Source organism: Nocardioides psychrotolerans, assembly GCF_900113685.1.
In the GTDB taxonomy this organism is placed as follows: Bacteria; Actinomycetota; Actinomycetes; order Propionibacteriales; family Nocardioidaceae; genus Nocardioides; species Nocardioides psychrotolerans.
In genome coordinates, this window is record NZ_FOQG01000011.1 from 1 (window position 1) to 14,894 (window position 14,894).

Here is a 14,894-nt window from a genome sequence, read left to right on the forward strand (position 1 = left end):
CCCGCGCAGTCGCCGTCGCCGCGAACATGGCCAAAGCCAGATGGGCCACCGTGCGCCGCAACATCATCAACACACCAGCCCGAATCGCGGCCACCGGCCGCAGGCTCGTCCTGCACCTGCCCACCGGCTGGCCCTGGGCCGAGCACTGGCAACACCTGCACGCCACCGCGATCACCAGCAGCGGCTGACACCTCGACCTCGACCCGACGACCAGGACCACAGTGGAAGAACCGGACAGACCGGCAATCCAGCCACGCCCACACACCGGGTCCCGTCTAGCGCCACTCGAATCAGCAAGCAGAGTTTGCCGTCGGTGAATCAGGGCTGAATGGGGAAGGTCCTGCTGCTCGGTCCGCAAGAGCGCGGAACGTCAACCGCACAACTGCCGAAGTGCGGGCATGGTGTGGTCAGATCCAGATGAGCGTCGCGCTAGCGGCGATGATGGCGATGATGGCCAACACGATCGCGGCATTGCCCATGTCCCGACTGCGCTCGTGGCCGCGCGAGATCACGCCCAGCGGCAGCGCGATTACCGCGGCGAGGTAGGCCAGGGGGCTGTAGAAGTAGGTCACCGAAAGGGCGGCACTCAGTATCGCCACGCCCAGGGCCAGGGCGCCGAGCGGGCGAATGTCAGGTTCCGTGGTTTCCTCGGTCGCAGCGTAGTTCCGCACCATGCGGGCCACGTCCGCACATGCTGAGGTCAGCGCCCTTCTGACAGGCTCGCCCCGTGAACGAACGGGCCAACTACGAGCACCTGGTCCGCGCTCTGAGCGAGTGGACCTCTGCAACCGAGGTGGCGCCGGGCCGCATCGAAGTCTCGATCCCCGATGGCACGGGATTCAGGACCCTGAGCCCGGCACGCGCGGATGGTTCGCCTACAACCGCGACGGCAGTCCCGGCGAACGGTTTGCGGACTTCGTCGAACCCGCCGAAGAGGGCTGAGACGACCGCATTGTCTGAGGCTCCGCAGGACGGGGCAAGGGCCGACTGGCGGGCGCCAGCCCTACGGCCGGAACGGGAACCCGTAGCCGAAGAACACGACCGGCTCGCGCTCCTGGTCGTCGTCCCGGGTGATCGACCCGAGCCATTCGTCGAGCGTGGTGTCGAGCCGGGTGAGCAGGTCGGCGAGCTCCGCCGGCGTGGCCCGTGTGTTCACCTCGGTGGAGAACGCCGCTCGACGCCACGTCTCCGGACAGCGGTCCCGCCGGGCGGCCCAGGCCCGGAGCATCTCGCCCTGGTGACGCACCGCGAGTCGCTCGGCGCCGCGGGCCCGATGCTGGTCCGCGGGCGCGTCGAAGTCCTCCAGCGACCAGCTCCACGTCTTGTCGACGAGTCGCCACCACGAGGTCCGACCGTCCGTGGCCAGCTCCGGGGCGGGCTCGACGAAGCCCGCCTTCTCGAGCGCGCGCAGGTGGTGGCTGACGCTGCCGACGGCGGCGCCGACCTCACGCGCGAGCGTGCTGACCGTGCACGGTCCCCGGGCGGCGAGCAGGTCCACGAGGCGCCGTCGTAGGGGCTCGCGGAAGGCGATGAGCTCGCTCATGCTGGAGCTGGTGGAGTTCGTGGCTTCTGTCATGAGGCGACCGTAGGAACGACGAGCCCGAGGGGCAAGGGCTCTTGTACGTCTCGCCTCCACCTCGCCGCCTTCCACCCGTAGGGGCGAGCCGGAGATGGGTCGCGGACTCCCATACTCGAGGACATGTTGTGTGCGAGCAGGTGCCGATCGATGCTGGATGACTGAGCGCCAGGACGTCCTGCTCACCTTCCACCGCGACCCGGTCCCCGTGCTCGACCTGGTGCACGCCGTCCTCCACGCCGTCCCCGCGACCGCGGGGCCGCTCGAGCCCCTGGGTCACGGCCTGACCGACGGTGTGCCGCAGCCGGGCGCGGGGGAGACCATGGAGCGCTGGGAGGTCCTGGCCACCCTCGGCGCCCACGACCTCCAGGTGGCCCGGGCCGCGGAGCCGCACCTCGACGCGCTGGCGATCCTCGACGAGGCGGGCCGCAGCGACCTGACCGGGCCGGAGCTGCGCTGGGGTGTCTTCGCGGCCGAAGGGCCGGGCCTACGACTCACCGCGGAGCAGCACGACGACGACACCTGGACCCTCTCCGGCACCAAGCCCTGGTGCTCCTTGGGCTCCCAGCTCGAGCGGGCCCTCGTGACGGCCTGGGTCGACGAGGAGCGCCGCGGGATGTTCGCCGTCGACCTCACCGACCCCCGTGTCACCCCGGCAGGGACCGGACAGTCCTGGGCGCCGAGCGGCCTCCGCGACATTCCCAGCGGATCCCTCGCCTTCGACGCCGTCGACGCCCGGCCCGTCGGCGACCCCGGCTGGTACCTCCGCCGCGACGGCTTCGGCTGGGGCGGCATCGGCGTGGCCGCCGTCTGGTACGGCGGCGCGGTGGCCGTCCACCGACGGATGCTCCGGCAGGCCGGTGGCCGGGCTCTCGACCAGGTCGGGCTCGCGCACCTCGGGGCAGCCGACGCGTGCCTGCACGGCGCGCGTGCGGTCCTCGCGGAGTCGGCCGCCGCCGTCGACGCCGGACTCGTGACGGGTCCGGCCGGCCGGGTCGCCGCACTGCGCGTCCGCCAGGTCGTGGCGGACGCCGTCGAAGCGGTCCTGCTCCACGCCGCCCATGCCCTGGGACCGGCGCCGCTGGTGGAGGCCGAGCACGCGCGCCGGGTCGCCGACCTGCAGCTCTACGTCCGCCAGCACCACGCCGAGCGCGACGCCGCTGCCCTTGGCCGTGCCCTCACGGAGCCCACGGAGGCGACCCGATGACCGACTTCACCCACGACACCCCGGGCACCCGCGCGAAGGAGTGGCAGACCCACGACCGCTGGCAGACGCTGGAGCCCGTCGACCCGTGGCGCGACGCCCCGGATCGCGTCGTCGTCCTTGCCGCCCACCCCGACGACGAGTCGCTCGGTGCGGGCGGGCTCATGGCCGAGGCCGCCCGGCGCGGCCTCCAGGTCGACCTGCTGCTGCTCACCGACGGCGAGGGCAGCCACCCCGGCTCGCCGACCCACCCACCCGAGCTCCTCGCCCGCCGCCGCCGTACCGAGGGCGCCGCCGCCGCCCGTGCCCTCGGCGTCACCGGCGACGTCGTGCGTCTGGGCCTGCCCGACGGGGACGTCGCCACCCACCACGCCTCCGTCGTACGACGGGTGGTCGCGGTTCTCGGGGACGCGCGCCGCACGCTCCTGGTCGCGCCCTGGCGCGGCGACGGCCACCCCGACCACGAGGCCGCCGGACACGTGGCGGCCGCGGTGGCAGTGCGCACGGGTGCGCGCTTGGTGGAGTACCCCGTCTGGTTCTGGCACTGGGGCACGCCCGATGCTGCTCCGTGGGACCTCCTCGGAGCCGTGCGACTCGACGAGGACGCGAGGACCCGCAAGGAGCAGGCGATCGCGGCGCACGTCACCCAGGTGCAGCGGCTCTCCGAGCTGCCCGGCGACGAGGTGCTGCTCGGCGAGGACCTGCTGGAGCACTTCACGGGTGACGTCGAGGTCTTCGTGACCCAGCCCGCGACCGACCCCGCCCTGGACGAGCTGCACGTGCGCGACGCGGACCCGTGGGGCACCGAGGTGCGGTGGTACGAGCAGCGCAAGCGTGACCTGACGCTGGCGGCGCTGCCCCGCCCGACCTACGGCCGCGCGCTCGAGGTCGGCTGCTCGAGGGGGTCCCTCACCCGGGCCCTCGCCGCGCGCTCCGAGCACGTGCTGGCCCTCGACTCCTCTCCGCGGGCGGTGGAGCTGGCTCGGGCAGCGCTCGCCGACCTCGCGACCGTCGAGGTCCGCCAGGCGCAGGTGCCCGGTGAGTGGCCGGCGGGGGAGTTCGACCTCGTGGTCGTCTCCGAGGTCGCCTACTTCCTCAGCCCCGTGGCGCTCGAGGACCTCGTGGAGCGGATCCGCGCCTGCCTCACCCCCGACGGGACAGTGGTGCTCGCGCACTGGCGGCACCCGGTCGAGGGCTGGCCCCTGGACGGGCCGCACGCCCACGACGTCGTGCGCGCGGCCGACCTGCGTCCCGAGCTCGGCTCCTACTCCGACCGTGACGTGGAGATCGTCGTCCTCGGCGTGGAGGCCACGTTGCCGGACCCCACGGGATGAATCCCGTCACGACGGGCGCCGTCACCCAGGTCCAGGTGGTGATCCCGGCGCGCGACGAGGAGGCTCGGCTCGGGGCCTGCCTGCGCTCGGTGGAGCAGGCGGTCCAGCGGGTGCGCTCCGGCAGGCCGGGGCTCCGCGTCGGGGTCACCGTCGTGCTCGACCGGTGCACCGACGCCTCAGCGGTCGTCGCGAGCCGCTTCGCCGTGGACGTCGTCGAGTCCCACTGGGGCAACGTCGGCGCGGCGCGGCGCGCCGGGATCGAGCAGATCGACAGGCCGGGAGCCGACGCGCCCGCCAGGGTCTGGGTCGCCTGCACGGACGCCGACACCGTCGTGCCCGAAACCTGGTTGCTCGACCAGGTCCTCCAGGCGGAGGCCGGGGTCCGGCTGGTCGTCGGTGCCGTCGTGCCCGACCCGGCCGACGGCGACGCGGCCGTCGCGGGGCTGTGGCGCGATCGGCACCGCGGCTCGCACGCCGGCGACCACGTCCACGGAGCCAACCTCGGCTTCCGGCTCGACGTCTACCACGCGGTCGGTGGCTTCCGCGCGCTCGCCGAGCACGAGGACGTGGCCCTGGTGCGGGCGTTGCAGGCGCACGGCGTACGCCAGGGTGTCGCGCCCACCGTCGTCACCTCGGCCCGGCTGGCGGGACGCACACCCGGCGGTTTCGCGGGCTACCTGCGCGACCTCGACGCGGTGCTGCGCGTGGAGGCGTAAGCCTTGCCTGACTGGAGGCTGGCGCTGCTGGACGACAGGCACGTGTCGGATCCCACGTCAGGGTGATGGTGGATGATGCGTGGACAGCCGCGACCGGGGTACTGGGCCGCGGACGAATCGTCGACGAGGACGAGTCACCCCTTCCAAGCTGACTGATCATCGGAGGCACCGTGCACGACTCCTGGCCTGGCCACGCCTATCCCCTGGGAGCGACGTACGACGGCTCCGGCACCAACTTCGCCCTCTTCAGCGAAGTGGCCGACCGGGTCGAGCTGTGTCTCTTCGAGGAAGACGGCACCGAGACCCGCGTCGAGGTCAGCGAGGTCGACGCCTACGTCTGGCACTGCTACCTCCCGCACGTGCAGCCCGGCCAGCGCTACGGCTACCGCGTGCACGGTCCCTGGGATCCCGCGAAGGGCCTGCGCTGCAACCCCGCCAAGCTCCTGCTCGACCCGTACGCGAAGGCCACGACGCGCGAGATCGACTGGGACAACAGCCTCTTCGGTTACGACTTCGGCGACCCCGACTCGCGCAACGACGAGGACTCCGCGCCGCACATGACCTTCGGCGTCGTCATCAACCCGTTCTTCGACTGGGAGGGCGACCGGCGGCTCAACTATCCCCTCAACGAGACGGTCGTCTACGAAGCCCACGTCAAGGGCATGACCCAGCTGCACCCCGACCTGCCCGAGGACATCCGCGGCACCTACGCCGGACTGGCCCACCCGGCCATCACCGACCACCTCAAGCGTCTCGGCGTGACGGCGATCGAGCTGATGCCCGTCCACCAGTTCATCCAGGACAGCACGCTGCTCGAGAAGGGCCTGCGCAACTACTGGGGCTACAACACCCTCGGCTTCTTCGCCCCGCACGCCGAGTACGCCGGGACGGAGCAGGTCGGCCAGCAGGTGCAGGAGTTCAAGTCCATGGTCAAGGCCATGCACGCTGCCGGCATCGAGGTCATCCTCGACGTGGTCTACAACCACACCGCCGAGGGCAACCACATGGGCCCGACGCTGAGCTTCAAGGGCATCGACAACCCGGCCTACTACCGGCTGATGGAGGACGAGCCGCAGTACTACATGGACTACACCGGCACCGGCAACAGCCTCAATGTCCGGCACCCGCACTCGCTCCAGCTGATCATGGACTCACTGCGTTACTGGGTCAGCGAGATGCACGTCGACGGTTTCCGCTTCGACCTCGCCTCCGCGCTCGCGCGCGAGTTCTATGACGTCGACCGGCTCGCGACGTTCTTCGAGCTCGTGCAGCAGGACCCGGTCGTGAGCCAGGTCAAGCTGATCGCGGAGCCGTGGGACGTCGGCCCCGGTGGCTACCAGGTCGGCGGCTTCCCGCCGCAGTGGACCGAGTGGAACGGCGCCTACCGCGACGTCGTGCGCGACTTCTGGCGTGGCGAGCCGTCCCTGGGCGAGTTCGCCTCGCGCCTGGCCGGCTCCGCCGACCTCTACGAGCACTCCGGTCGGCGCCCGGTCGCGAGCATCAACTTCGTGACCGCCCACGACGGCTTCACGCTGGCCGACCTCGTGTCCTACAGCGAGAAGCACAACGAGGCCAACGGGGAGGACAGCAACGACGGCGAGAGCCACAACCGCTCGTGGAACCACGGCGTCGAGGGGCCGACCGACGACCCTGAGATCCGCACCTTCCGGGCCCGCGAGCAACGCAACATCCTCGCGACCCTGCTGCTGAGCCAGGGTGTGCCGATGCTGTTGCACGGCGACGAGATGGGCCGCACCCAGCACGGCAACAACAACACCTACGCCCAGGACTCCGAGATCGCCTGGATGCACTGGGACGACGCGGACAGGCCGCTCGTCGAGTTCACCGCCGCGCTGATCAAGCTGCGCATGGACCACCCGACGTTCCGCCGCAAGCGCTTCTTCACCGGCAACAGCGTCCGCACCGAGATCCCCGGCGGGGACGGCGACCGGCTCAACGACATCGTGTGGCTGCACCTCGACGGTCGCCCGATGGAGGACGACGACTGGAGCGGTGGCAACCAGGCCATCGGGATGTACCTCAACGGCCACGGCATCGCCGGCAAGGACGCCCGCGGCGGCGAGATCATCGACGACCACTTCCTGCTCTACTTCAACGCCGATGGCCAGACCGAGCTCACGCTGCCCCCGGAGGAGTACGCCGCCGCCTGGGACGTCGTGGTCGACACCGCCGGGGGAGTCGACACCAAGACGCCCTACGCCGCGGGAGCCACGTTGCCCCTCGAGCACCGCAGCCTGGTCGTGCTGCGCGAGTACGCCGAGCCCGAGGCGGAGCCGGACCACTCGGTCGCCGCGTCGCTCGCGGCCCAGGCCGACCGGGGCTGACGCGCGATGGCTGCGAGGGCTCCCCGCAACACCTACCGCTTCCAGGTCACGGCCGACTTCGACCTGCACGAGGCCGCCCGTCGGCTGCCCTACCTGCACGACCTCGGCGTCGACTGGGTCTACCTCTCGCCGCTGCTGTCGGCGGAGCCCGGCAGCGACCACGGTTACGACGTCGTCTCGCACGCGGGCATCGACCCGACCCGCGGCGGTGCCGAGGGCCTCGCCGCCTTGTCGGCCGAGGCTCGGCGCCTCGGCATGGGCGTGCTGGTCGACATCGTGCCCAACCACGTCGGGGTCGCGAGCCCGGTCGAGAACGCGTGGTGGTGGGACCTGCTCACCCACGGGCGGCAGTCGCGCTACGCCGACGCGTTCGACGTCGACTGGGACTTCGGGGGCGGCCGGGTCCGGATCCCCGTCGTGGGCGACGACGACGAGGGCTCCATCCGGGTCGTCGACGGCGAGCAGGGGCCGCTGTTGGGCTACCACGACCACCGCTTCCCGCTGGCACCCGGCACGAGCCGCCACGACGAGCAGCACTACGAGCTGGTCTCCTGGCGCAGCGCCGACGACCAGCTCAACTACCGTCGCTTCTTCGCGGTCAACACCCTCGCGGCGGTGCGGGTCGAGGACCGGGCGGTCTTCGAGGAGAGCCACGCCGAGATCCGCCGCTGGTTCGACGAGGGCCTCGTCGACGGCCTGCGCGTGGACCATCCCGACGGGTTGCGCGACCCCCGCGGCTACCTCGACGACCTGGCCGGGCTCACCGGTGGCGCCTACGTCCTGGTCGAGAAGATCCTGGAGGAGGGGGAGGACCTGCCGCGCTCCTGGGCGACGGCCGGCACCACGGGCTACGACGCGCTCGGTCTCGTGGAGCGGGTCCTGGTGGACCCCGCCGGCCAGATCGCGCTCGACGAGCTTGAGACCCGCCTGCGGGGCCACGAGGTCGACTGGGCCGGGCTGATCCACGACACCAAGCGCGCGATCGCCGACGGCATCCTGCGCTCGGAAGTACGACGGATCGTGCGCGAGCTCCCCGCCGGGACGCGGGCGGCGGCCGAGGTCGGCGAGCTCGAGGACGGTGTGGCGGAGCTGCTGGCGTGCTTCCCGGTCTACCGCTCCTACCTGCCCGACGAGCAGCACCACCTCGACCGGGCCTTCACCATCGCCCGCACGCACCGGCCCGACCTCGCCGCCGTGCTCGGCGTGCTCGCTCCGGTCCTGAAGGACGCCGACGGCGACGCCGCCCTGCGTTTCCAGCAGACCAGCGGCATGGTGATGGCCAAGGGTGTGGAGGACACCGCGTTCTACCGCTTCTCGCGGCTCACCTCCCTCAACGAGGTCGGCGGCGACCCCAGCGTCTTCTCGGTGACGACCGAGCAGTGGCACGCGCACATGGCGCAGCGGCAGACCGTGTGGCCCGACGCGATGACCACGCTGTCGACGCACGACACCAAGCGCGGAGAGGACGTCCGCGCCCGCATCACCGCCCTGGCGGAGATGCCCACGATCTGGGGGGACGCGCTCGACCGGCTGCTCGAGCTGGCGCCGGCGCCCGACGCCGGCTTCGCCTCGCTGCTCTGGCAGGCCGTGCTCGGCGCCTGGCCGGCATCGCGCGAGCGGCTTCACGCCTATGCCGAGAAGGCGATGCGCGAGGCGGGCGACCGCACGACGTGGACCGCACCCGACCAGGACTACGAGGAGGCCGTGCACCGGCTGGTCGACGCGGCGTTCGACTCCGAGGATGTCGCCGGGGTCCTCGACGAGCTGCTCGGCCACGTCGTCGCCCCGGGATGGGTCAACGCGCTGTCGGCCAAGCTGCTCGCGATCACGATGCCGGGCGTGCCCGACGTCTACCAGGGCAGCGAGCTGTGGGAGCAGAGCCTGGTCGACCCCGACAACCGTCGCCCCGTCGACTACGACCTGCGTCGCGACCTGCTCAGCGGGGTGGAGACGTCCTCGCTCCCGCCGGCCCTGTCGACCTCGGTCGACTCCGTGGGGCTCGACAAGCTGCTGGTCACCTCACGGGCGCTGGGCCTGCGCCGCGACCGACCGGACCTCTTCGGCTCCTACACGCCCGTGGCTGCCAGCGGGCCTCTCGCCGACCACGTGCTGGCCTTCGACCGCGGGGGAGCGATCACGGTCGTGACGCGCCTGCCGTTCGGCCTCGAGTCCCAGGGTGGCTGGGGCAGCACGACGCTGGCGCTGCCCGAGGGGCGGTGGCGCGACGTGCTGACCCTGCGACGCATTACCTCCGGCAGCCTGGCGAGCATGCTCTCGCCGCTGCCCGTGGCGTTGCTGGTCCGGGAGGACGCATGAGGAGCCGTTTCGACGTCTGGGCCCCACGGCCCTCGCGCGTGCGTCTGGCCGTCGCCGACGAGGTCGTCGAGATGACCCAGCGCGATAGCGGCTGGTGGACCCCCACCGAGCCCGTGCCCGACGGGGAGGTCGACTACGGCTACCTCCTCGACGACGACGAAACCCCGCGCCCCGACCCGCGCTCCCGGCGCCAGCCCTCCGGCGTACACGAACGGTCGCGCACCTACGACCCGTCCTGCTTCGCCTGGACCGACGACGCCTGGACCGGGCGCCAGCTCGCCGGGTCGGTGATCTACGAGCTCCACATCGGCACGTTCACCCCCGAGGGCACCTTTGACGCCGCGCTCGGCAAGCTCGACCACCTGCGCTCGATCGGCGTCGACCTCGTCGAGGTCATGCCCGTCAACGCCGTCAACGGCACCCACAACTGGGGCTACGACGGCGTCCTGTGGTCGGCGGTCACCGAGTCCTACGGCGGTCCCGAGGGCTACCAGCGCTTCGTCGACGGCTGTCACGCCGCCGGCCTGGGGGTCATCCAGGACGTCGTCTACAACCACCTCGGACCCTCCGGCAACTACCTCCCGCTCTTCGGCCCCTACCTCAAGACCGGTGCCAACACCTGGGGCGACCTGGTCAACCTCGACGAGGAAGGTTCTGCGGAGGTCCGGCGGCTGATCCTCGACAACGTCCGGCTGTGGCTGCACGACTACCACGTCGACGGGTTGCGCCTCGACGCCGTGCACGCGCTCGCCGACTCCTCCCCGACCCACCTGCTCGAGGAGATGGCGATCGAGGTGGCGTCCCTGTCCGCGCACCAGCGCCGCCCCCTCACCCTGATCGCGGAGTCGGACCTCAACGACCCGGTGATGGTGACCCCGCGCGAGGCCGGCGGTCTCGGTCTCGACGCCCAGTGGAGCGACGACTTCCACCATGCGGTGCACGTGGCGCTGACCGGGGAGACCGCGGGCTACTACGCCGACTTCGAGTCGCTCGACGCGCTGGCCAAGGTCTTCGAGCGCGGCTTCTTCCACGACGGCACCTACTCCTCCTTCCGCGAGCGCGACCACGGCGTGCCGATCGACACGACCGCGATGGGCACCTGGCGCCTGGTGGTCTGCACCCAGAACCACGACCAGATCGGCAACCGGGCAGTCGGCGACCGGATCAGCGAGGTCCTGGACGACGACCAGCTCGCCTGCGCGGCCCTGCTGACACTGGCCGGGCCGTTCACCCCGATGCTCTTCCAGGGCGAGGAGTGGGCGGCCGCCGAGCCGTTCCAGTTCTTCACCTCCCACCCGGAGCCCGAGCTGGCCAAGGCCACCGCCGAGGGGCGCATCAGGGAGTTCGAGAAGATGGGATGGGACCCTGCGGTGGTTCCCGACCCCCAGGACCCCGCCACCTTCGTGCGGTCCAAGCTCGACTGGTCCCAGCTCGAGATCGGTCGACACGCGCGCATCCTGGCGGTCTACCGACGCCTCGCCGAGCTGCGTCGCACGCTGCCGGAGCTGACCGACCCGTCCTTCGCCCTCACCTCCACCCGGGTCGACGAGACCGCCCGCACGTTCGTCCTCGAGCGCGGCTCGGTCACCGTCGCGGTCAACCTGGGCGAGGCACCGGCCTCGCTCGAGGTCCGGGCCGGGGAGCTGCTCTTCGAGACCGAGGCGGGTGCCTCGCTGAGTGGCACCACCCTGTTGCTGCCGGCACACGCCGGCGCCCTGGTGCGCGCAGCCTCGTCCTCCTAGTCTCACGTCCGTGGATGCCGACAGGGTCGCCGACGAGTTCGGGCTCGGGCGCGTCCGGCAGCTGTCACCGGGGCCGGTCGCCCGCGGCAAGCAGGGCGTCGTGTGGCGGCTCGAGACCTCCGAGGGCCGCTGGGCGGTCAAGGTCGCCCACGCAGCGGTCGATGAGGTCCAGGTCGCCGCGGCCGCTGCCTTCGCCGACGCCGCTGCCGCCGCCGGCGTGCCGACCCCAGCCGTTCGGCGTACGACGTGGGGAGCGGTGTGCTCCTCCGGCACCAGCGTCACCGCGTGGCTCGACCTGCTGCCGCCCGACCTGGCGCTGGACCCGGAGCTGGTGGGCGCCTTGGTGGCCGGCATCCACCGGGTCGCCCCACCGGCAAGCGGACCCGTCGACGGCTGGTACGTCGAACCGGTCGGTGCCGCTGCTTGGGGCGACGTGGTCTCACGGCTGGTCGGCGACGGCGCACCGTTCGCTCGAGAGCTGGCCGCGCTCCGCGACGAGCTGGTCGCCCTGGAGTCGTGGCTCGAGCCACCGACGGACCTCGTCACCTGCCACCGCGACCTCTGGGCCGACAACGTGCTGCCGACCATCGACGGGGGAGCCTGCGTCATCGACTGGGAGGGCTGCGGGCCGGCGAGCCGCGACCAGGAGCTGGCGTGCGTGCTCTTCGAGTTCGGCCGCAGCGACCCGGGCCGCGCGCGTGCGCTCGTCGCCGCCTACGAGGGCGCCGGCGGCCCGGGGCGGGTGACCGGGCGCGGTGACTTCTCGATGCTCGTCTCACAGCTCGGCCACATCACCGAGCTCGGTTGCCGTGACTGGCTCGTGCCCAACGACCGGTCCCCGACCCGCGCCGACGCCGAGGCCTGGGTGCGCGAGACGCTCGACGACCCGCACTCGCGGGTGGTGCTCGACGGTCTGCTCGCCGCCGTCCACCCCTGACCGGCGTACGACCTGCACCATCGCGCCGAGTCGAGAGCGATGGTGGAGATCGGCGGCTAGACCGTGCCGGCCGCAAACGTGTCGCACGCCTCGAGCGAGCCCTGCTCGAAGCCGATGCCGAACCAGGCCTGGCGCTGCGCGGCCGACCCGTGCGTCCACGACTCCCGGGTGACCTGACCCTGGGTCTGCTCCTGGATCCGGTCGTCGCCGACCGAGGCGGCCGCCTCCAGCGCCAGGTCGATGTCCTGCTGCGTCAACGACGAGAAGAGTGCCACCCCGGACGCGTCCTCGGTGTCGCTGGCGGCCCGTGCCCACATCCCGGCGTAGCAGTCGGCCTGCAGCTCGAGGCGTACGGCGTCGCTCTGCGGGCCCTGCTGGGTGCGGACCTGGCCCATGGCGCCGAGCAGGTTCTGGATGTGGTGGCCGTACTCGTGGGCGAGCACGTAGGCCTCCACGAAGCCACCGTCGGGACCGCCGAGCTGCTCCTCCAGCACCTGGTCGAAGAAGCCGGAGTCGAGATAGATCGTGGTGTCGCCGGGGCAGTAGAACGGACCGACGTCGGAGCTGGCGTCGCCACACCCCGTGCCGATGGAGCCGGTGAAGGTCACCAGGCCCTTCTCGGGCTCGAAGCGGCTGCCCAGCTCCTCGCTCCAGTAGTCGAAGAGCGAGTTCTCCACCGCCACGCGTGCGCAGTCGGCGCTGGAGTTGGCGTCCTCGCCGGTCTCGCACTGGCTGTAGCGGCCGGTGTCGGTGAACCGGCTGCTGTCCAGCCCGCCGGCGCCCGGTCCGCCGCCGCTGCCGCCCCCGCCCAGGATGTCGATCCCGGCCGCGCGGCCGATCACGAACAGGATGACCAGGAGCACCACGCCCCCGATGCCGCCACCACCGATGCCTCCCGGGATCGGCAGCCGGGAGCCGCCGGACCGGCTGCCGCTGCTGCGACCTGCGTCACGTGTGCGCGAGGTGTCCAGGCGTGCCTTGGGGTTGAAACGCATCGGGAGGCCTCTCGTGGGGGGTGCAGGCGGGGACCGTGGACAGGTACCCCGTTCAGCGGACCTACACTAGTGACCCTCATGATCACCGCCCACCAGCTCGAGGTCCGTGCCGGCGCGCGTCTGCTCATGGACGATGTCAGCTTCCGCGTCGCCGCGGGCGACAAGGTGGGGCTGGTGGGGCGCAACGGCTCCGGCAAGACCACCCTCACCAAGATCCTCTCCGGCGAGGCCCTGCCCGCCTCCGGCTCGGTCACGTCCACCGGCGACGTGGGCTACCTCCCGCAGGACCCGCGCATCGGCGACCCCGAGGTCCTCGCCCGTGACCGGATCCTGTCCGCTCGGGGCCTCGACGACGTCGTACGCCGCCTGCGCGAGTCCGAGGACCAGATGGGCAGCGACGACCCGGAGGTCGCCGACCGCGCGATGAAGCGCTGGACGCGGGCCGACTCCGAGCTGCACGCCGGGGGTGGCTATGCCGCCGAGTCGGAGGCTGCCACCATCGCGGCCAGCCTCGGCATCCAGGAGCGCATCCTCGGCCAGCAGCTCAAGACCCTCTCCGGTGGGCAGCGCCGGCGCGTCGAGCTCGCCCGCATCCTCTTCTCCGGTGCCGAGATCCTGATCCTCGACGAGCCGACCAACCACCTCGACGCCGACTCGATCGTGTGGCTGCGCGACTTCCTCAAGTCCCACAGGGGCGGGTTCATCGTGATCAGCCACGACAACGCGCTGCTCGAGGAGACCGTCAACAAGGTCCTCCACCTCGATGCCAACCGCACCACCATGGACGTCTACAACATGAGCTGGAAGAACTACCTCACCCAGCGCGAGACCGACGAGAAGCGGCGCAAGCGCGAGCGCGCCAACGCCGAGACCAAGGCCAAGACGCTCACCGACCAGGCCAACAAGATGCGCGCCAAGGCCTCCAAGGCCCAGGCTGCGCAGTCGATGCTCAAGCGCGCCGAGAAGATGATGTCGGGCCTCGAGGGGGAGCGCGCCGCCGACAAGGTCGCGCGGATCAAGTTCCCCGCGCCCGCCGCGTGCGGCAAGACCCCGCTCATGGCCGAGGAGCTGTCCAAGTCCTACGGATCGCTCGAGGTCTTCACCGATGTCGACCTCGCCATCGACAAGGGCTCCAGGGTGGTCATCCTGGGTCTCAACGGGGCCGGCAAGACCACGATGCTGCGGATCCTGGCCGGGGTCGACCAGTCCGACACCGGTCGGGTGATCCCAGGACACGGGCTCAAGGTCGGCTACTACGCCCAGGAGCACGAGACGCTCGACACCGACCGCACCGTCCTGGAGAACATGCAGTCCGCGGCCCCGCAGCTGACCGACACCGAGGCCCGCTCCGTGCTCGGGTCCTTCCTCTTCTCCGGAGACGACGCCAACAAGCCGGCCGCCGTGCTCTCCGGTGGTGAGAAGACCCGTCTGGCGTTGGCCAGCCTGGTCGTCTCCAGCGCCAACGTGCTCCTGCTCGACGAGCCCACCAACAACCTCGACCCCGCGTCACGTGAAGAGGTGCTGGCCGCGATCCGCACCTACGAGGGGGCGATCATCCTGGTCACGCACGACGAGGGCGCCGTCCGCGCGCTCGAGCCGGACCGGGTCCTCCTGCTGCCCGACGGCGACGAGGACCTCTGGAACGACGACTACGCCGACCTGGTCTCGCTGGCCTGAGTCGCCCCGGGGGTCCCTGGCGTCCCTGGGCCGCGTCGTACGACGGCTGCCG

At 71.6% G+C, this 14,894-nt stretch carries 11 protein-coding genes and 1 pseudogene; 9 read left to right on the top strand and 3 right to left on the bottom strand.

Going from position 1 to position 14,894, the window contains the following annotated elements:
* Window positions 1–188: pseudogene (locus BM204_RS13645) on the top strand (IS1380 family transposase); the annotation flags it as partial.
* Between the two features lie 219 nt (window positions 189–407).
* Here the strand turns inward: BM204_RS13645 and BM204_RS13650 are convergent.
* Both BM204_RS13650 and BM204_RS13655 read right to left on the bottom strand, forming a co-directional pair.
* Window positions 408–683 (bottom strand): hypothetical protein, encoded by a 276-nt coding sequence (locus tag BM204_RS13650; protein ID WP_091114329.1) that lies wholly within the window; start codon window positions 681–683, stop codon window positions 408–410.
* Window positions 684–1,003: 320 nt separating this feature from the next.
* A complete protein-coding gene (locus BM204_RS13655) occupies window positions 1,004–1,576 on the bottom strand; it encodes an ArsR/SmtB family transcription factor (RefSeq protein WP_091114332.1) in 573 nt (190 codons plus the stop codon).
* A 157-nt stretch (window positions 1,577–1,733) separates the two neighbouring features.
* On the opposite strand from BM204_RS13655, the gene BM204_RS13660 reads away from it, so the two are divergent.
* From BM204_RS13660 to BM204_RS13690, 7 genes are all read left to right on the top strand, one after another.
* A complete protein-coding gene (locus BM204_RS13660) occupies window positions 1,734–2,783 on the top strand; it encodes an acyl-CoA dehydrogenase family protein (RefSeq protein ID WP_091114335.1) in 1,050 nt (349 codons plus the stop codon).
* Window positions 2,780–4,114: a bifunctional PIG-L family deacetylase/class I SAM-dependent methyltransferase gene (locus tag BM204_RS13665; protein ID WP_091114338.1), complete on the top strand. Its 1,335-nt coding sequence runs from the start codon at window positions 2,780–2,782 to the stop codon at window positions 4,112–4,114. Before BM204_RS13660 ends, BM204_RS13665 begins: the two co-directional genes overlap by 4 nt.
* Window positions 4,111–4,830, top strand: coding sequence for a glycosyltransferase family 2 protein (locus tag BM204_RS13670; protein ID WP_091114341.1), 720 nt, complete (start codon window positions 4,111–4,113; stop codon window positions 4,828–4,830). Before BM204_RS13665 ends, BM204_RS13670 begins: the two co-directional genes overlap by 4 nt.
* A 170-nt stretch (window positions 4,831–5,000) precedes the next feature.
* Window positions 5,001–7,175 carry a glycogen debranching protein GlgX gene (glgX, locus tag BM204_RS13675; protein ID WP_091114343.1) on the top strand — a complete coding sequence of 725 codons (2,175 nt, stop codon included), beginning with the start codon at window positions 5,001–5,003 and terminating at the stop codon, window positions 7,173–7,175.
* 6 nt (window positions 7,176–7,181) lie between these two features.
* The gene (gene treY / locus BM204_RS13680) at window positions 7,182–9,491 is read left to right on the top strand and encodes a malto-oligosyltrehalose synthase (RefSeq protein WP_091114345.1); all 2,310 of its coding nucleotides are present in this window, start codon (window positions 7,182–7,184) and stop codon (window positions 9,489–9,491) included.
* The gene (gene treZ / locus BM204_RS13685; RefSeq protein ID WP_091114347.1) at window positions 9,488–11,233 is read left to right on the top strand and encodes a malto-oligosyltrehalose trehalohydrolase; all 1,746 of its coding nucleotides are present in this window, start codon (window positions 9,488–9,490) and stop codon (window positions 11,231–11,233) included. The genes treY and treZ overlap by 4 nt, the downstream gene beginning before the upstream one ends.
* 10 nt (window positions 11,234–11,243) lie before the next feature.
* Entirely contained in the window at window positions 11,244–12,170 is a 927-nt protein-coding gene (locus BM204_RS13690) for an aminoglycoside phosphotransferase family protein (protein ID WP_170259151.1), read from the top strand.
* A gap of 56 nt (window positions 12,171–12,226) precedes the next feature.
* Here the strand turns inward: BM204_RS13690 and ypfJ are convergent, their stop codons facing one another.
* A complete protein-coding gene (gene ypfJ, locus BM204_RS13695) occupies window positions 12,227–13,165 on the bottom strand; it encodes a KPN_02809 family neutral zinc metallopeptidase (RefSeq protein ID WP_091114353.1) in 939 nt (312 codons plus the stop codon).
* 78 nt (window positions 13,166–13,243) lie between these two features.
* Here ypfJ and BM204_RS13700 point away from each other — a divergent pair, with 78 nt between their 5' ends.
* Window positions 13,244–14,842 carry an ABC-F family ATP-binding cassette domain-containing protein gene (locus BM204_RS13700; RefSeq protein WP_091114636.1) on the top strand — a complete coding sequence of 533 codons (1,599 nt, stop codon included), beginning with the start codon at window positions 13,244–13,246 and terminating at the stop codon, window positions 14,840–14,842.
* Window positions 14,843–14,894 lie beyond the last annotated feature (52 nt).